Origin of the sequence: Pseudomonas sp. S10E 269 (genome assembly GCF_002798465.1) — a bacterium.
Taxonomy (GTDB): Bacteria; Pseudomonadota; Gammaproteobacteria; order Pseudomonadales; family Pseudomonadaceae; genus Aquipseudomonas; species Aquipseudomonas pergaminensis.
In genome coordinates this window covers 3,172,077-3,189,919 of sequence record NZ_PHIJ01000001.1, presented here as the reverse complement: position 1 = coordinate 3,189,919, position 17,843 = coordinate 3,172,077, and the positions used below count along the sequence as shown (strand labels likewise).

At 62.3% G+C, this 17,843-nt stretch carries 15 protein-coding genes; 5 read left to right on the top strand and 10 right to left on the bottom strand.

The features are described from left to right. The first annotated feature begins 132 nt into the window (after window positions 1–132). Window positions 133–843 carry a LuxR family transcriptional regulator gene (locus tag CWC48_RS14835; RefSeq protein ID WP_100492117.1) on the top strand — a complete coding sequence of 237 codons (711 nt, stop codon included), beginning with the start codon at window positions 133–135 and terminating at the stop codon, window positions 841–843. Between the two features lie 157 nt (window positions 844–1,000). Further along, window positions 1,001–2,125, top strand: a complete 1,125-nt coding sequence (locus CWC48_RS14830; protein ID WP_100492116.1) for a class I SAM-dependent methyltransferase — start codon at window positions 1,001–1,003, stop codon at window positions 2,123–2,125. A gap of 65 nt (window positions 2,126–2,190) precedes the next feature. Here the strand turns inward: CWC48_RS14830 and CWC48_RS14825 are convergent, their stop codons facing one another. The 3 genes from CWC48_RS14825 to CWC48_RS14815 are packed head-to-tail and all read right to left on the bottom strand — an operon-like array spanning window position 2,191 to window position 4,819. Further along, on the bottom strand, window positions 2,191–2,358 hold the full coding sequence (locus CWC48_RS14825; RefSeq protein ID WP_078050269.1) for a DUF2474 domain-containing protein: 168 nt from the start codon (window positions 2,356–2,358) through the stop codon (window positions 2,191–2,193). A gap of 12 nt (window positions 2,359–2,370) precedes the next feature. Continuing rightward, window positions 2,371–3,378, bottom strand: a complete 1,008-nt coding sequence (cydB, locus tag CWC48_RS14820; RefSeq protein WP_078050270.1) for a cytochrome d ubiquinol oxidase subunit II — start codon at window positions 3,376–3,378, stop codon at window positions 2,371–2,373. A 1-nt stretch (window position 3,379) separates the two neighbouring features. Next, window positions 3,380–4,819 (bottom strand): cytochrome ubiquinol oxidase subunit I, encoded by a 1,440-nt coding sequence (locus CWC48_RS14815; protein WP_100492115.1) that lies wholly within the window; start codon window positions 4,817–4,819, stop codon window positions 3,380–3,382. A 318-nt stretch (window positions 4,820–5,137) separates the two neighbouring features. Here CWC48_RS14815 and CWC48_RS14810 point away from each other — a divergent pair, with 318 nt between their 5' ends. Then, the gene (locus CWC48_RS14810; protein ID WP_078050272.1) at window positions 5,138–6,376 is read left to right on the top strand and encodes an MFS transporter; all 1,239 of its coding nucleotides are present in this window, start codon (window positions 5,138–5,140) and stop codon (window positions 6,374–6,376) included. A gap of 136 nt (window positions 6,377–6,512) precedes the next feature. Here CWC48_RS14810 and CWC48_RS14805 read toward each other — a convergent pair whose 3' ends face one another. From CWC48_RS14805 to CWC48_RS14790, 4 genes are all read right to left on the bottom strand, one after another. Then, on the bottom strand, window positions 6,513–8,696 hold the full coding sequence (locus CWC48_RS14805; protein ID WP_099491010.1) for a xanthine dehydrogenase family protein molybdopterin-binding subunit: 2,184 nt from the start codon (window positions 8,694–8,696) through the stop codon (window positions 6,513–6,515). After that, window positions 8,693–9,682 carry a xanthine dehydrogenase family protein subunit M gene (locus tag CWC48_RS14800; protein ID WP_078050274.1) on the bottom strand — a complete coding sequence of 330 codons (990 nt, stop codon included), beginning with the start codon at window positions 9,680–9,682 and terminating at the stop codon, window positions 8,693–8,695. Before CWC48_RS14800 ends, CWC48_RS14805 begins: the two co-directional genes overlap by 4 nt. Further along, the gene (locus tag CWC48_RS14795) at window positions 9,679–10,185 is read right to left on the bottom strand and encodes a (2Fe-2S)-binding protein (RefSeq protein WP_100492114.1); all 507 of its coding nucleotides are present in this window, start codon (window positions 10,183–10,185) and stop codon (window positions 9,679–9,681) included. The genes CWC48_RS14800 and CWC48_RS14795 overlap by 4 nt, the downstream gene beginning before the upstream one ends. Before the next feature lie 96 nt (window positions 10,186–10,281). Next, window positions 10,282–10,728: a DUF4879 domain-containing protein gene (locus CWC48_RS14790; RefSeq protein WP_078050276.1), complete on the bottom strand. Its 447-nt coding sequence runs from the start codon at window positions 10,726–10,728 to the stop codon at window positions 10,282–10,284. Between the two features lie 173 nt (window positions 10,729–10,901). Between CWC48_RS14790 and CWC48_RS14785 the strand changes: the two genes are divergently transcribed. Next, window positions 10,902–12,197 carry an NCS2 family permease gene (locus CWC48_RS14785; RefSeq protein ID WP_078050277.1) on the top strand — a complete coding sequence of 432 codons (1,296 nt, stop codon included), beginning with the start codon at window positions 10,902–10,904 and terminating at the stop codon, window positions 12,195–12,197. Continuing rightward, on the top strand, window positions 12,194–13,273 hold the full coding sequence (gene trmA, locus CWC48_RS14780) for a tRNA (uridine(54)-C5)-methyltransferase TrmA (RefSeq protein WP_100492113.1): 1,080 nt from the start codon (window positions 12,194–12,196) through the stop codon (window positions 13,271–13,273). Before CWC48_RS14785 ends, trmA begins: the two co-directional genes overlap by 4 nt. Before the next feature lie 88 nt (window positions 13,274–13,361). Here the strand turns inward: trmA and CWC48_RS14775 are convergent, their stop codons facing one another. The 3 genes from CWC48_RS14775 to CWC48_RS14765 are packed head-to-tail and all read right to left on the bottom strand — an operon-like array spanning window position 13,362 to window position 17,733. Then, window positions 13,362–14,678, bottom strand: coding sequence for a TolC family outer membrane protein (locus CWC48_RS14775; RefSeq protein ID WP_100492112.1), 1,317 nt, complete (start codon window positions 14,676–14,678; stop codon window positions 13,362–13,364). Further along, window positions 14,675–16,000 carry an HlyD family type I secretion periplasmic adaptor subunit gene (locus CWC48_RS14770; RefSeq protein WP_100492111.1) on the bottom strand — a complete coding sequence of 442 codons (1,326 nt, stop codon included), beginning with the start codon at window positions 15,998–16,000 and terminating at the stop codon, window positions 14,675–14,677. Before CWC48_RS14770 ends, CWC48_RS14775 begins: the two co-directional genes overlap by 4 nt. Next, window positions 15,997–17,733 carry a type I secretion system permease/ATPase gene (locus CWC48_RS14765; protein ID WP_100492110.1) on the bottom strand — a complete coding sequence of 579 codons (1,737 nt, stop codon included), beginning with the start codon at window positions 17,731–17,733 and terminating at the stop codon, window positions 15,997–15,999. The genes CWC48_RS14770 and CWC48_RS14765 overlap by 4 nt, the downstream gene beginning before the upstream one ends. Between the last annotated feature and the right edge of the window lie 110 nt (window positions 17,734–17,843).

The following is a 17,843-nucleotide window of genomic DNA, read 5'->3' as shown; positions in this document are numbered from 1 at the left end:
AAATTCTTAAACCCGCCCGCGCAAGAACAAAAATTTCCTCTCGCAGTGTAGTCCGTGTCCTACACTCACTTTCGTGCGGTTTTGGGGGTTCAGGACGTACCCCAGGCCACGGAAATTCATGGAGAGTGACCAATGATCAATTGGCGAAATACCCGACTCCGTAAGCTGGAAGGCGAGAACGAGATCACCAGTGTGTTTGAGATGGTCATCAACCGGGCGTATGAGCTGGGCTTTCAATACTGCTCTTTCAAGATGACGTCCCAACAGCCGAACAACCAAACCAATCCATTTGAAATCAGCAACTACCCGAACGAATGGACAACTTTGTATAAACAGGCACGCTTCTTCGACGTAGACCCCATTGTGAAACGCTGCAAAGAGTGCGTATTGCCCATTGTCTGGGAGGAAAAAACCTTCAAAGACGCACCCGGCCTCTGGTCGTTGGCCCAGACCTTGGGCGTGAGCGTGGGGTGGACCCAGGCCGTACATGATTTCCAGGGTGTGTTCAGCATGTTGACTCTGGCACGGGGCAACAACGACGTCAGCCCGGAGGAGCTGTACGAAAATGCCGGCCAGGTATTGTGGTTGTGCCATGCAATGCATGCCGTGGTGGCGCAGAAGTATGCCGAGACCCCGGACGTCAGCCCGGCCAGCAAATTGACCTCACGAGAAAGGGAGATCCTCATGTGGTCCGGCAAGGGCAAGACCGCAGCAGACATCGCCACCATCCTGTGCTTGTCCGAACGAACAGTTGGCTTTCATATCTGCAGTTGTTTCAAAAAGCTGGGGGTCAATAACAAGATTGCCGCCGTGCTCTGCGCCGCGCGCAGCGGGATTATTTGACTGGCAAAGAAACACCGCATGTATTCCCGCTGAAAAAAACGTAACATTTACGGCCAATTCTGAGTGTTGAGCAGCCCCCGGGGCCGCCCGTTGTTCACTCAGACGGTTTGGCCGAAGACTGCCGAACACCCATCGTTTACCCAGAGCCTCCCCCGCCATGCCCCTGCTCGAAAGCCCCTTCGCCCAGCTCGATCTGATCCGCCAGCCAGAGCAACATAACGATCCGCTGCAAGCCTTCGATGCCGCCGACGAGTACCTGCTCAGTCATCTGGCCGAACAGCAGCCGACGGTGGCGACGCGCGTGCTGGTGCTTAATGACAGCTTCGGTGCCCTGGCCGCCAGCCTTCAAGGCCAGGTGCAAGTCACGTCCAGCGGCGATTCATTCCTGGCCGCCCAAGGTCTGGAGAAAAACCTGGTGCGCAACGGCAAGGCCTTTGATGCGGTGGCCTTCATTCCCGCCAGCCAGGTTCCGGTCGGCCCTTTTGATCGTGTGCTGATCCGTGTGCCGAAAACCCTCGCCTTGCTGGAGGAACAGTTGATCCGCTTGCAGGGCCAATTGGCGCCAGGCGCAGAAGTGATCGCCGGGGCAATGATCAAGCACTTGCCACGGGCGGCGGGCGAGTTGCTGGAGCGTTACATTGGGCCGATGCAGGCGTCGCTCGCGGTGAAGAAGGCGCGATTGCTGATCGCCACTGTTGAAGAACGCCCCGCCGCCGTCTCGCCCTACCCCACCCGCTACACCTTGGACACCCCGGCCATTGAGCTGCTGAACCACGCCAACGTGTTCTGCCGCGAAAGCCTGGACATCGGCACCCGCGCCTTCCTGCCACACCTGCCGAAAAACCTGGGCAGCGCCCGCGTGGCGGACCTGGGTTGCGGCAACGGTGTGCTGGCGATTGCCAGCGCCCTGCAAAACCCCGAAGCACACTACACCTTGGTAGATGAGTCCTACATGGCCGTGCAGTCAGCAGCCGAAAACTGGCACGCCGCACTCGGTGAACGCGATGTCGTCGTGCGCGCCGCCGACGGTTTGGCCGGGCAAGAGCCGCAATCGCTGGACGTTGTGCTATGCAATCCGCCTTTTCACCAGCAGCAGGTGGTGGGCGACTTCCTTGCCTGGCGCATGTTCCAACAGGCGCGGGAAGCCCTGGTGGTCGGTGGTGCCCTCTATATAGTTGGCAACCGTCACCTGGGTTATCACACCAAGCTGGCGCGCTTGTTCCGGGGTGTCGAGCAAGTCGCCACCACGCCTAAATTCGTGATCCTCAAAGCGCGCAAATAAAAAAACCCTGCTTCTCTGGCGAGAAGCAGGGTTGAAAACCGGGCTGCAACGCCCGGATCGGGATGTCAGTGGGTGGTCAGGCCGGCCGCATTCATGAACATGCGCATCAGGCTGGCCACAATGAACAGGGCCAGCACGCTGCCGGTCCAGATCATCGCCAGCCACCCCAAGCGTCGCCACAATGGCTGCTTCTCGGCCTGTTCAATCTCGTGCAACGAAGGTTTACCGGACATGGGACGACCCTCCTAGTGATAACCGTCTTCGTGGGTGACCTTGCCGCGGAACACGTAGTAGCTCCAGAAGGTGTAGCCCAGGATGAACGGGATGATGAATAAGGTGCCCACGAGCATGAAGCCCTGGCTTTGCGGTGGCGCGGCAGCGTCCCAGATCGATACGGATGGCGGGATGATGTTCGGCCACAGGCTGATGCCCAGGCCGCTGTAGCCCAGGAAGATCAGCACCAGCGTCAGCAGGAACGGCGTGTAGTGCGCGTTACGCGCCACCGCGCGGATCAGCCCATACATGGTCACCAGCACCAGGATCGGCACCGGCAGGAACCAGAACAGGTTGGGCAGGGTGAACCAGCGCGAGGCGATTTCCGGGTGCGTCAACGGCGTCCAGATACTCACGATGCCAATCACCGCCAGCACCACGAAGGCCAACGGCCGTGCGAGGTTATGCATCTTCTCCTGCAGCGGTCCTTCGGTCTTCATGATCAACCAGGTGCAGCCGAGCAACGCGTAGGCGATGATCAGCGCCACGCCGCAGAACATCGTGAACGGCGTGAGCCAGTCCAGCGAGCCGCCGGCAAACTGGCGATCCACCACCGGGATGCCGTCGATAAACGCCCCCAGCGCCACGCCCTGGAAGAACGTCGCCGCCAGCGAGCCGCCGATGAAGGCTTTGTCCCACAGATGACGCTTGTGATCCTTGGCCTTGAAGCGGAACTCGAAGGCCACGCCACGGAAGATCAAGCCGATCAACATCAGAATCAGCGGCAGGTACAGCGCCGACAACACCACCGAATAGGCCAGTGGGAACGCGCCGAACAACGCCGCGCCCCCCAGCACCAGCCAGGTTTCGTTACCGTCCCACACCGGGGCCACGGTGTTCATCATCACATCACGGTCGGTCTTGCCGGGGATAAACGGAAACAGGATGCCGATACCCAGGTCGAAGCCGTCCATGACCACGTACATCATGATGCCGAAGATGATGATCACGGCCCAGATCAGCGGAAGATCAATACCCATCTCAATTCCCCTTGTGCTGGATGTGCGCGTGATCGTCGTCGCTGCCGTCATCGGCTGCAGACAACGGACGAGCCGGCGTGCGTTTCTGGCCAGGGCCACCGTGGGTAGGTTCGCTGCCTTCGTGGGTCTGAGGACCTTTGCGCACCAGGCGCATCATGTAGCCCAGGCCCGCACCGAACAGCGCGAAGTACACCACCACGAACAACACCAGGGTGATCGTCATCTGCGCCAGGCTATGCCCGGAGGAAGCGTCCGCCGTGCGCATCAGCCCGTAGACCACCCACGGCTGGCGACCGATCTCGGTGGTGAACCAGCCAGCGAGAATCGCGATCAGGCCGGACGGCCCCATCCACAGCGCCAGGTACAGGAACGGCTTGGATTTATACATCTTGTCGCCCCGGCGCAGCCAGAGGCTGAACAGGCCGGTGAAGATCATCAGGAAGCCCAGGCCGACCATGACCCGGAACGACCAGAACACAATGGTCGAGTTGGGACGGTCCTCGGGCGGGAACTCCTTGAGCGCCGGTACCTGCTTATCCAGGGAGTGGGTGAGGATCAGGCTGCCCAGGTACGGAATTTCAACCGCGTACTTGGTTTTCTCGGCCTTCATGTCGGGCCAGCCAAACAGGATCAGCGGCGTCGGTTCGTTGCCGATGTTTTCCCAGTGACCTTCAATCGCGGCGATTTTCGCCGGCTGGTGCTTCAAGGTATTCAGCCCGTGGAAGTCACCGATCACCGCCTGGATAGGCGCGACGATCAGGGCCATCCACATGGCCATCGAGAGCATTTTGCGGATCGCCGGGTTGTCCTTGCCGCGCAGCAAGTGCCAAGCCGCCGAGGAGCCGACGAAGAACGCAGTCGCTACGAACGCCGCCGTGGCCATGTGCGCCAGGCGATACGGGAACGACGGGTTAAAGACCACGGCGAACCAATCGGTGGGGATCACGCGGCCATCAATGATTTCGAAGCCCTGGGGCGTCTGCATCCAGCTGTTGGACGAGAGGATCCAGAACGTGGAAATCAGCGTACCCACAGCCACCATCACGGTGGAGAAGAAGTGCAGGTTACGCCCGACCTTGTTCCAGCCGAACAGCATCACGCCAAGGAAACCGGCCTCGAGGAAGAAGGCCGTGAGCACTTCGTACGTAAGAAGCGGCCCGGTGACGGCGCCAGCGAAGTCTGAGAAGCGGCTCCAGTTGGTGCCGAACTGGTACGCCATGACCAAACCGGAGACCACGCCCATGCCGAAGTTGACGGCAAAGATCTTCGACCAGAAATGGTAGAGGTCACGGTAGGTGTCGTTGTGGGTCTTGAGCCACAAGCCTTCCAGCACCGCGAGGTAACTGGCCAGGCCGATGGTTATCGCCGGGAACAGGATGTGGAAAGAGATGGTGAACGCAAATTGAATTCGGGCGAGATCTAGCGCCTCCAAACCGAACATAAGTCTTCCTCTGTCAGGTAATACCGGCTGCTGGCGGGAGCCTGCACCCACTGCCCCCACGGATATGGAGTCTGGCGAATTTCAATTCGTTTCTTTTTTTAACCCACCGCGTAGGGAATCTGGCCCTGGGGCCGCCAGGGCAACGCCCGGGCGGGCATTGATCTGGATCAAGCATTGCTGAAAGAGTAGTCCCATTTTCAGGAATGAACTGTGTGGTCTTTTGCCGCGTGACAGACTGCCTCAGCTCAGTTCTTGCAACTATCTGTTACAACTTAATGATAATCTCGGCGCTCCCTCCGGCCCTGACCTGAATTCCCGATGCCTAGTGAACCCGCGTTGCTGTTGCGTCATCACCGCCCTTTCATCGCGTTCTGGCTGGCGCGCATCTTTACCGCCAGTGGTTTCCAGATGCTCACCGTGGCCATCGGCTGGAACCTCTACCAACTGACCGGCAATGTGCTGGACCTGGGGTTGGTCGGGCTGGTGGAGTTCGTGCCACGGGTGCTCTTCATGCTGCACACCGGGCACGTGGCCGACCGCTATGAACGGCGCAAGGTCGCAGCCATCTGCCAGACCGTGCAGGCGCTGATTGCCCTGTCCCTCGCCATAGGCGGCCTGACCGGCAACGTGACCCGCGAGATGATCTTTATCCTCGCGTTCCTGCTGGGCGCCGCGCGCTCGTTTGAAATGCCCACCACCCAGGCGCTACTGCCGAGCATCGTGCCCAGCGCACTGTTCCCGCGGGCCGTGGCTTCGTCGCAGTCGGCCCAGCAACTGGCAACCATCGTCGCGCCGGCGCTCGGCGGTTTGCTCTACGCCTTTGGCAGCGTGTGGGTGTATGGCCCCACCGTGGTGCTGTACCTCATCGCCTGCGTGCTGACCCTCAACCTGCCCGCCCGCCAGACGCCGCTCAACAAAGGCAAGGCCACCCTGGATTCACTGTTGGCCGGCATCCGTTTTATCCGCAGCCGCCCGGACATCCTTGGCGCCATCTCCCTCGACCTGTTCGCCGTGTTGCTGGGGGGCGCCACCGCGTTGTTGCCGGTGTTCGCCAAGGACATCCTGCTGACCGGCGCGTGGGGCCTGGGCCTGCTGCGTTCGGCGCCGGCCGTGGGTGCGTTGTTGATGTCGCTGTGGCTGGCGCGGTTCTCGGTGGACCGCCATGTCGGCCGCGTGATGTTCACCGCCGTCGGCGTGTTCGGTGTGGCAACCATTGCCTTCGGCCTGTCCACCTCGTTCTGGTTTTCCCTGGCGGTGCTGGTGGTGCTGGGGGCAGCGGACATGATCAGCATGGTCATTCGCGCGTCGTTCGTGCAGTTGGAAACGCCGGACGAAATGCGCGGGCGCGTCAGTGCGGTCAACGGCCTGTTTATCGGGGCGTCCAACCAACTGGGTGAGTTCGAGTCGGGCATTACCGCTCACTGGTTCGGGACCGTGCCCGCCGTGGTGATGGGCGGGATCGGTACATTGGTGGTGACGGGGGTGTGGATCAAACTGTTCCCGACCCTGGCGAATCGCGACCGCATGCATGTGCCGGTGGAAGAGCCCAACGTCTAAGGTGTGCCTCAATACCTGTGGGAGCCGGGCTTGCCCGCGATGGCGGTGTATCAGCCAGTGATGCGTTGACTGATACACCGCCATCGCGGGCAAGCCCGGCTCCCACAGTTGATTTTCAGTGGGTCATAGGTCCGGGTCAGAGGACTTTATCCAAGGTAATCGGGAACTCCCGCACCCGCTTGCCCGTGGCGTGATAAATCGCATTCGCCACCGCCGCTGCCACCCCGACTATGCCGATCTCACCCACGCCCTTGGACCCCAAGGCATTGACGATCTCGTCATGTTCCTCGACAAACACCACGTCGATCTCGCCAATATCCGCGTTAACCGGGATGTGGTACTCGGCCAGGCTGTGGTTCATGTAGCGCCCCAGCTGATGGTCGATCTGGGTTTCTTCGTGCAGGGCCATGCCGATCCCCCACACCACGCCGCCAAGGATCTGGCTGCGGGCCATTTTCGGGTTGACCACACGCCCGGCGGCAATCGCACTGACCACGCGGCGCACCTTGATGGTGCCGAGGTCTTCGTCCACCTGCACCTCGACAAACACCGCCGAATGGGTGGCAGTGCTGTAGCCCTCGCGTTTCTTATCGGGCTCGCTGTCGACCTGCACCTCCAACCCATCCTCGCCGCTGTCCTTGACCAACTGCGCCAGCGACACACTCACGTCCCCGGTATGCAGGTGGCCGTCTTCGAAGCGCACGGATTCGGCCTCCTTGAAGACCGGGTACGTCTGCCGGGCAATGGCCAGCAGTTTGCCGGTCAATGCCTCGCAGGCTTGCTGCACGGCCGTGCCGACCGAGGACACGGTAAACGACCCGCCCTGCAACGGCGCGGTGGGTAATGACGAATCGCCAAGCAGAAACACCACGTCCTCGACGGCCACACCACTGGCTTGCGCCGCGATCTGGGTCATCACCGTGTAAGTGCCGGTGCCGATATCGGTGGTGGCACTGCTGACCGTCAGCTTGCCCTGCGCGTCGATCCGCGCCTTGGCGCTGGCCTTCATCTGCATGGCTTCCCACACCCCGCCGGCCATGCCCCAGCCGATCAACTGGCGCCCGTCACGCATGCTGCGCGGCTCGGGGTTGCGCTGGCTCCAGCCGAAACGCTCGGCACCTTCGCGGTAACACTCGCGCAGGGCCTTGCTCGACCAGGGTTTGTCTTCGTTCTGGTTGCGCTCGGCGTAGTTGATCAGCCGCAGTTGCACCGGATCGATGCCCAGGGCGCAGGCCAGTTCGTCCATGGCGCACTCCAGGCCGATCACGCCGAGGGCAGCACCGGGGGCGCGCATGTCCAGGGGCGTGAACACATCCAGTGGCACCAACTTATAAGTAAGCTGCACGTTATCGCAGTGATAGAGCATGCCGCTCCACTCCACCACATGCTCGCTGAAATCCTCGAATCGCGAGGTCTGGCCGATGGCGGTGTGCCCCAATGCCGTAAGGCGTCCATTCGCGGCGGCGCCCATTTGCAAACGCTGCAAAGTGCGCGGGCGGTAGCCGAAGGTAAACATTTGTTGGCGGGTCAGGGTGACGCGCACCGAGCGTTTGAGCGCCAGGGCGGCCATCACCGCCAGCGGCAACTGGTACTGCGGGCGCAAGCCAGAACCAAAGGCGCCACCGACGAAAGCGGCAAAAATACGCACCTGGCTTTTATCCAGGCCGAAGACCTTTTGCACATAGGCCTGGCAATTCTGTGGGCCCTGGGTCTTGTCATGGATGTGCAGGGTACCGTCTGGCTGATACAGCACGGTGCTGGCGTGAGGCTCCATCGGGTTGTGGTGTTCGATGGGCGTGCTGTAGTGCAAGTCCAGGCTGACCGCAGCGCCGGTCCATTCGGCCTGGAAGTTGCCGCGCGGCGCGGGCGGGGTCTGCGGCGAGGCATGCGCCTGCTCTTGCTGGGCCAACAGGTCGGTTTCGAAGGCTTCGGTTTCGTACTCGATGTCTACCAGGGAGCCGGCATGCCGCGCCAGCTCGAGGTTATCGGCGATCACCAACGCCAGGGGCTGGCCGCTGTACAGCACGTGGTCGTTGTAGAGCGGGCGAAACGGCGAGCCGTCGGCGGCGTCGTCGTCCTGGAAAGCATCGTCATAACTGGCGATTTTTGGCCGGTTGAGGTGATGGATAACCTCCACCACACCCGGCAAAGCCAGCGCCTTGGAGGCGTCGATGCGCAGCACACGGCCCTTGGCGACGGTGCTGGACACCACGCTGCCATGCAGCAGGCCATCCTCGGGAAACTCACCGGCATAACGCGCCTGGCCGGTGACCTTGAGCAGACCGTCGACCCGGTCCAAGGGTTTGCCGATAGCGGTCATGAGCGTTCTCCTGCGACAGCGGCGTCACTCAGGGCACGAATGATCCCCCGGCGTGCCAGCTTGATCTTGAACCCGTTGTGTTCCAGCGGCTCGGCGTCTTGCAACAGGGCATCGGCGGCGTGGCCGAAGGTTTCGCGGCTGACCACCTGGCCGATCAGCCCGGCTTCCACTGCGCGGTCGCGCCAGGGTTTGTGGGCCACGCCGCCAAGGGCCAGGCGGGCGTCGACGATGGTGTCGCCGTCCAGTTCCAGCGCTGCCGCCACCGACACCAGGGCGAAGGCATAAGACGCGCGATCGCGGATTTTCAGGTAGTTGCTATGGTGCGCCAGGTTGTCGGCGGGCAGCTCGACAGCGGTGATCAGCTCATCGTCGGCCAGCAGGTTGTCGCGTTGCGGCGCATCACCGGGCAGGCGATGAAAATCGGCAAACTCGATGATCCGCGCACCACCACGGCCTTCGACATGCACCCGCGCCTCCAGCGCCGCCAGGGCGACGCACATATCGGATGGGTGGGTGGCGACGCACTGCTCACTGGCGCCGAGGATCGCGTGGATCCGGTTCAAGCCGGTGCGCGCCGGGCAGCCACTGCCGGGCTCGCGCTTGTTGCACGGCACGGTGGCGTCATAAAAGTAGTAGCAGCGGGTGCGCTGCAACAGGTTGCCGCCAGTACTGGCCATGTTGCGCAGTTGCGGCGAGGCGCCGGCGAGGATGGCCTGGGACAGCAGTGGATAACGCTGTTCGATCAGCGGGTGCCAGGCCAAGTCGGCGTTACTCACCAGGGCGCCGATCAACAGGCCCCCGTCGGTCGTCTCCTGAATGTCATGCAACGGCAGGCCGGTGATGTCGATGAGGTGCTCGGGCCGGCTGATGTTTTCTTTCATCAGGTCCAGCAGGTTGGTGCCACCGGCAATAAAGCGCGAGGCGCCACTGCTCAGGTGCACGGCCTCCTGTACATCGACGGGCTTGCTGTAATGGAAGGGGTTCATTGCTCACCTCCCACGACTTCCACGATGGCGTCGCGGATATTGCTGTAGGCGCCGCAGCGGCACAGGTTGCCGCTCATCAGCTCCTGGATTTGCGCGCTGTCGTGGGCACGACCTTCATTGGCCAGGCCCACGGCGGAACAGATCTGGCCGGGGGTGCAGTAACCGCACTGGAAAGCGTCGTGCTTGATGAACGCCTGCTGCATCGGGTGCAGTTGGTCGCCGTTGGCCAGGCCTTCGATGGTGGTCAGCTCGGCGCCGTCGCACATCACCGCCAGGGTCAGGCAAGCATTGATTCGTTTGCCGTCGCGCAACACCGTGCAGGCGCCGCATTGGCCGTGGTCGCAGCCTTTTTTGCTGCCGACCAGGTCGAGTTGCTCGCGCAACAGGTCGAGCAGCGTGGTCCAGGGCAACACATCCAGTTGGCGGTCCTGGCCGTTGAGGCTCAGGCGTATCGAGTGGCTGGCGAACGGTTGGGCCGCCGCGCCATTGGGGGTCGCGCTCATAAACACCTCACGGGTTGGTGGACATCCGCGGCGTTCAGGAAAGTCGCCGTCTCAGGGGTACGACTTCCCAGGGTATTGAGCGTTCAAGGTGATTGATCAGCGGATATTGAGCTGCGTCGACAAGGTGTTGCGCGGCGGGTTGATGGACGAGTTGCTGTATTGGAACCAGCCCTGGGCCTCGACATTCAGGTCAAACACATAGATGTAGCCCATCAAGGTGCCGGCGCCACTGCAGGCTTCGCTAACGTTGCCGACCTGGCACACCGCCGTGCGCTGGCCATTCAACACTGCGCCATTGAAGAGGCCGACCGGGTTATTCCCCAGGCCCACTTCCATCACCGACACCTTGGTGGGGCCGCGGTGCGTACACATCGCGGTGTCCTGTGCGCGCTCGGGGATGGTTTCCGTGCAACCGGCCGACTCAACCTTGAACACGCGCACTTCGCTCAAGGGCGGTGCAGTCGCGCCCCACGCCGGTGCTGCGCCGAGCAACAGGCTGATACAGGGGATCAGGGCTAGACTCCACGGGCTGGCGTTTTTCATGTTGCAGGTGACCTTCGTTTAAACGTCGGCGCAGTATGCCTCAAGGCCTCGGCTGCTGGTATGATGCGCCGCTTTTTCCGATCCTCTCTGAAACCACAGGCGCTTGGCGCAGTTTGTGCTTTGACTTAGAGGTCAACAAATCACGACGCCACAGAGCGTCACAGGGAGCAGGCATGCTGGAAAAGCTGTTTCAACTCAAGGCACACAACACCAACGTGCGCACCGAGATCCTCGCGGGCATCACGACATTCCTGGCCATGGCCTACATTCTGTTCGTGAACCCGAGCATCCTCGGCGAAACCGGCATGGACAAGGGCGCCATCTTTGTTGCGACGTGCCTGGCAGCGGCCATCGGCTCGACCGTGATGGGCCTGATCGCCAACTACCCGATCGCACTTGCGCCAGGCATGGGCCTCAACGCCTTCTTTACCTACACCGTGGTCCTGCACATGGGCCACACCTGGCAGGTTGCACTGGGCGCGGTGTTCATTTCGGCGGTGCTGTTTTTCATCCTGTCGATCTTCCGCATCCGTGAGTGGATCATCAACAGCATCCCGCTGCCGCTGCGTTCGGCGATTGCCGCCGGGATCGGCCTGTTCCTGGCGCTGATTGCCCTGCACAACGCCGGTATCGTGGTCGGCAACCCGAACACGCTGGTGGGCATGGGTGACCTTAAAAAGCCCGCGGCGATCCTCGCCACCCTCGGTTTTATGCTCATCGTGGCGCTGGAAGCGCTCGCCGTGCGCGGTGCGGTGCTGATCGGCATTCTGGCCGTCACCCTCGTGTCCATCCTGCTGGGCGTCACCGAGTTCGGCGGCGTCGTGTCGATGCCACCGTCCCTGGCCCCTACGTTCCTGCAACTGGACATTAAAGGCGCGTTGGACATTGGCCTGGTCAGTGTGATCTTCGCGTTCCTATTCGTGGACCTGTTCGACAACTCCGGCACCCTGATTGGCGTAGCCAAGCGCGCCGGCCTGATGGGCAAGGACGGCCACATGCCGAAAATGGGCCGTGCGCTGATTGCCGACAGCACCGCCGCCATGGCCGGTTCCCTGCTGGGGACGTCGACCACCACCAGCTACATCGAGTCCGCCGCCGGTGTGAGTGCCGGTGGCCGTACCGGTTTGACCGCCATTGTGGTCGCGGTCCTGTTCCTGTTGGCCTTGTTCTTCGCGCCGCTGGCCGGCAGCGTTCCCGCCTTCGCCACCGCGCCAGCATTGCTGTTCGTGGCGGTGCTGATGACCCAGGGCCTGGCCGAGATCGACTGGGATGACATCACTGTTGCAGCGCCGGTGGTGATCACCGCCCTGGCGATGCCGTTCACTTACTCCATTGCCAACGGCATCGCCTTCGGTTTCATCGCCTGGACCGCCATCAAGCTGCTTTCGGGCCGCTACCGTGAGCTGAACCCGGCGCTGGTGATTCTGTCGATTCTGTTTGTGATCAAGCTGGGCTGGTTCAACGCATGACTTTTGACGCCGCACGCTACACCGCTCAACTGCAAGACAAGGTCACGCGCTTGCGTGACCTGCTGGCACCGTTCGACGCGCCAGAGCCACAGGTCTTCGACTCGCCGCTGCAGAATTTCCGCCTGCGCGCGGAGTTCCGCCTGTGGCGCGAAGGCGGTGAGCGCCACTACGCGATGTTCTCCCAGGACGACAAGCGCACGCCGATCCTGATCGAAGAGTTCCCCATCGCCAGCCAGCGCATCAACCAGTTGATGCCGCAGCTCAAGGCCGCCTGGCAAGCCAGCGCCGTCCTGAGCCATAAGCTGTTCCAGGTGGAGTTCCTCACCACCCTGGCCGGCGACGCGATGATCACCCTGTGCTATCACCGCCCGCTGGATGAGCACTGGCACACCGCCGCAAACCAGCTGGCAGCCGACTTGAATGTCAGCATCATCGGCCGCTCCAAGGGCAAGCGCGATGTGATCGGCCATGACTACGTGGTGGAAAAACTCGACGTGGGCGGCCGCACCTTCAGCTACCGCCAACCCGAAGGCGCCTTCACCCAGCCCAACGGCACGGTGAACCAGAAGATGCTCAACTGGGCTTATGAAGCCCTGGGTGATCGCCCGGATGATCTGCTGGAGTTGTATTGCGGCAACGGCAACTTCACCCTGCCACTGGCTACGCGTGTACGCAAAGTACTGGCTACCGAAATCAGCAAGACCTCAGTGAATGCTGCCCTGAGCAACCTTGATGAAAACGCGGTGGATAACGTCACGCTGGTGCGTCTCTCTGCCGAAGAACTCACCGAAGCGCTGAACGAAGTACGTCCGTTTCGTCGCCTGCACGGTATCGATTTGAAGAGTTACGAATTCGGCAGCGTCTTCGTCGACCCACCGCGCGCCGGCATGGACCCGGACACCTGCGAACTGACCCGTCGCTTCGACAACATCCTGTACATCTCCTGCAACCCGGAGACCTTGGCGGCGAATATTGCGCAACTGCACGACACGCACAAGATTACCCAGTGTGCGCTGTTTGACCAGTTCCCGTGGACCCACCACATGGAATCCGGGGTGCTGTTGACCCGTCGCTAACCCGCAAAACCTGCAGGAGCCGGCTTGCCGAAGCGGTTTTACAGATGAGTAAGCACAAAAAACCCGGCGAATGCCGGGTTGTAACCACTCATGCCGAGGGCTGGAAATACCCCGCCAAGGCCCGCAAGTCCTGCTCGTTCAGCAACCCCGCGTAATACTTCAGCTGAATCCTCGCCAACAGATACGCATGTCGCGCATTCGCCAAATCGCGGCGGGCGGTGAAGAGTTGTTGTTCGGCGTCGAGCACGTCGAGGTTGACCCGCTCACCGCCGGCCACACTCTTTTTCGTCGCAGCGACTAAAGCCGTGGCAGAGCTGACGGCCATTTCATAAGCACGCACTTTGGCCGCGCCGCTGGTGTTGAGATTGAACTGTTTGCGCAACTCCACCAGCGTGGCCGAGGTTTGCGCGTCCAGCTCGTACTGGGCCTGGGACAGTTGGTTCGCCGCCTGGCGCGTGGAGGCTGATACGCCGCCACCGGCAAACAGCGGCAGGCTGACCTGGATGCCGACGCTGTTGGTGTCGTACTTCTGGTTGTAGCTGCTTTCCGAATCGGAACTGGTCTGGCGGCTGGTGGCGTACAGGCTGACCTTGGGCATATGACCTGCACGCTTGCGTTCCACTTCATAGGAAGCCACGTCCAAGGCGTGGTGCTGGGATTTAAGCTCCGGGTTATTGGCCATGGCCATTTCGCGCCAGGTTTCGAAACGGTTGGGCTGCAGGGGCGGAATGTCGAACTGGCGCGTCAGCGGCGCCAGTTCTTCGATCTGCAGCGGTTGGCCGACGATGGCTTCCAGCTCGCGCAGGGCGCTGTCCTGGGCATCCTGGGACTCGATCTCTTCGGCCTGGGCCAGGCTCAGGCGCGCCTGGGTTTCCAGCACATCGGTGCGCGTGCCCTCACCGCCCTTGAGCAGGCGATCATTGAGTTGCAGGCGCTCGGCATACGCACGTTTCTGTGCGCGACTCAGCTCGATACGTTCTTGCGCCAGCAAGGCCTGGCTATAAGCGTTGAGCACCCGCACTGCCAGTTCCTGGCTCTTGCCGCGAAAACGCTCATCGGCCATCAATGCCTGGGCAGTGCCCTGGCGAAACCGCGCGTAGGCTTCGTAATCGAGCAGCGGTTGCTGCAAGGTCAGGGTCGACGCGTAACTGCGGTAGTCACGGTCGCTGGTGACATCACCCGCCGTCACGTCGGATTCGTTACGCGAGTTGTTGTAGCTCCACGACAGGTTCGGCAACAACGCCGCACGCCCGATCACACGATTTTCTTCACCGGCCTCACGCTCCTGGATAGCGGCCTGAAAGGTCGGGTCGTTACGCAGGGCCAAGTCGTAGGCATCCAGCAAGCCCAGGGCATGCGCCGCCGAGGTACAACCAAAACACAGGGTAAACAACAGCGCCTTCATTCTTCCACCAGGGCCATATGGGTGCGATCCATCAGGGGTTTGAACAGGTAGTTGAGCATCGAGCGCTCACCGGTCTTGACGAAGGTTTCCACCGGCATGCCCGGGCGTATCTGCACGCCGTCCAGTTGTTGCATGCCCGCCGCGCTGACCTGGGCACGCAGCGTGTAGTAAGGCTCGTCGGTGCGTTCATCGACCTGGCGGTCTGCCGAGACCAGGGTGACTTCACCGGCCACCCGTGGCGTGGTGGCCTGGTTGAAGGCCGAGAACAGCAACTCCACCGGCAAGCCCGGATGCACCTTGTCGACCATCTGCACTGGCACCCTGGCCTCCACCAACAAGGGTTCACCCTGGGGCACGATGTCCATCAACGCCTGGCCGGGCTTGATCACCCCGCCCTCGGTGTACACGTCCAGCCCCACCACCACGCCGGACGCCGGCGCGCGCACCCGGCTGTTGGCCAGTTCGAACTCGGCCGAGGCCAGGCGGTTGCGCAGGTCGTCGCTGCGGGTGCGGGTGTCGGCCAATTGGCTGCGCAGGTCTTTCTGGAAGTCTTCGCTCAACTGGCGAATTCGCAGGCGCAGCTCCAGTACCTGGCGTTGCAATTGGCCGATACGGCCGTAGTCCTCGGCGATGGCGCCGTCGACCTGCGAGTACAGGCGCTCGCTGTCGAGCAGGCGATTACGCGGGATGTAACCCTCACGCGCCAGTTCGCGCAGGCCCTGCAGTTGCTCATTCAACGCCGCGCGTTGCTGGACTTTGCTGGCTTGCGAATCCCGTGTCCCGCGCAACTGCGCCTCGGCGCCAGCGATGGTTTCGCGCAGGCCTTGTTGCTCGGTGGCCAGGGCCTGGGCACGGCTATTGAACAGCTGTCGTTGCAGGTTCAGGGTGCCCGCCGCCTCCGGATCATTGAGCAATTCGGGACCAAAGGTGATCGCCGACGCCCCCTCGCTTTCGGCACTCAAGCGCGCTTCGCTGGCCAGGGAGGCCAGGTACTGGCTGCGCAGCGACTGCATCTGCCCGCGCAATGGGGTTTCTTTTAATCGCAGCAGCACCTGGCCGGCGCTGACCACCTCACCCTCGCGCACTTCAATGCGCTCGACGATGCCCCCGGCCGGGTGTTGCACGGTCTTGCGATGGCCCGACACCATGACCTTGCCCGACACCGCCACGCCCTTGTCCAGCGGCGCCAACGCCGCCCAACCGAGGAAACCGGCAAAGCCACCGAGTACCAACAGCCACCCCAGGCGCGAATACTTTTTGTCATCCAGCGCCAGCACATTGTTCGGCGCCTCGCTGATCAACACGGGTTTGTTCTGGCTCATGCCTGTTTTCCTTCACCGAGGCGGTAACTCATGCTCAGGGTCGACACCGGCTTGTTCGCGGCGGGCTTTTGCCGGGCCTCCAACACGCGCGCAGTGGGCCCGAACGCCTGCAACTGACCGTCCTTGAGGATCAGCAGTTGGTCCGTCAGGGTCAGCACGTTGGGTTTGTGGGTGATGAGGATCACGGTACGGCGCTGTTGCTTGAGCTGGTTGATGGCCTGGAGCAAGGCCTGCTCGCCCACTTCATCAAGGTTGGCGTTGGGCTCGTCCAGCACGATCAGCGCAGGCAGGCCGTACAGCGCACGCGCCAGCGCGACGCGCTGTTTCTGGCCGCCCGACAAGCCGGCACCGCCCTCCCCCAACTGCGTGTCGTAGCCCTGGGGCAGTTGCAGGATCAGGTCATGCACGCCGGCCATTTGCGCGGCAGCGAGGACCTTGTCCGCCTCCACCTCGGCAAAGCGTGCGATGTTTTGCGCGATGCTGCCGGCGAACAATTGAATGTCTTGCGGCAGGTAACCGATGTGCGGCCCCAACTGCTGCTTGTCCCACAGGGCCAGGTCGGCACCGTCCAGCCGCACTTTGCCGGCCAGGGGCGCCCAGGCGCCCACCAATAGTCGGGCCAGGGTGGATTTGCCGCAGCCCGACGGCCCGATCACGCCCAGGACGTCGCCCGCCGCCAGGGTGAAGCCCAGGTTGGCGAGCGCGGGCCGACGGCTGCCGGGAGCACAGGCGCTGACGTGCTCCACGCTCAGCTGGCCTTTGGGCACCGGCAGGTTCATACGAGCGGGCCGCGCAGGGTTGTCCGCCAGCACCTGCGACAAGCGCTGGTACGCCAGGCGCGCCGAGCCCCATTGTTTCCACACGCCGATCAGTTGGTCGATGGGGGTCAGCACCCGGCCCATCAGGATCGAACCGGCAATCATCATCCCTGGCGTGATATCGCCCTGCACCGCCAGCAAGGCACCCAGGCCCAGCACCAGGGACTGCAACGCCAGGCGCACACCCTTGGACCAGGCACTGACGGCCGCAGTCTTTTCACTCGCCAGGTTTTGCTGGGCCAAGAAAGCTTGATGCTGGCTGAACCAACGCGCGCGCAATGTGCCGAGCATGCCCATGGCTTCAATGGTGTCGGCATTGCGCAGGTTGGCCGTGGCCTGCTGGCTCGCGCCGATGGACAGCTGGCTGGCCAGGGCCATCGGTGCCTGGCTGACGTGATGGTTGACCCACGCCAACGCCATCAACAACACCGCGCCAACCAGTGCCAGCACGCCGAGCCAGGGGTGGAACAGGAATATGACCAACAGGTACACCGGAAACCACGGCGCATCGAAAAACGCGAACAACGCCTGGCCGGTAGCGAACTGGCGCAGGGTGGTCAGGTCATGCAGCGCCTGGCCGGCCGCCTGGGTGCCGCCCTTGAGTTGCGCTTCGAACGCAGCGTCGTACACCCGCTGGTTCAAGCGCATGTCCATCTGTGTGCCGAGGCGGATCACCACCTGGCTGCGCACCCACTCCAACGCGCCCATCAGGCCGAACAGGCCGAGGATCATCAGCGTCAGCATCAGCAGGGTCATCTGGTTACCCGAGGCCAGCACCCGGTCGTACACCTGCAGCATGTACAGCGCCGGGGCGAGCATCAGCAGGTTAATCACCGCCGAGAACAGGCCGATGTTGAAGAAGCCACTTTTATAGGCCGTGAGGGCGGCCAGGGTTTCGTTGCCGGCGTGGCGCATCTGGGGATTCTCAAAGGGTTGAGCGGGCAGCGTCGCCGCGTTGACAGGCCATGCGACGCTGCGCAGAATTCGGCACCGCCGTCGCCTGAAGAGTTAGAAGGCTTGGGCAA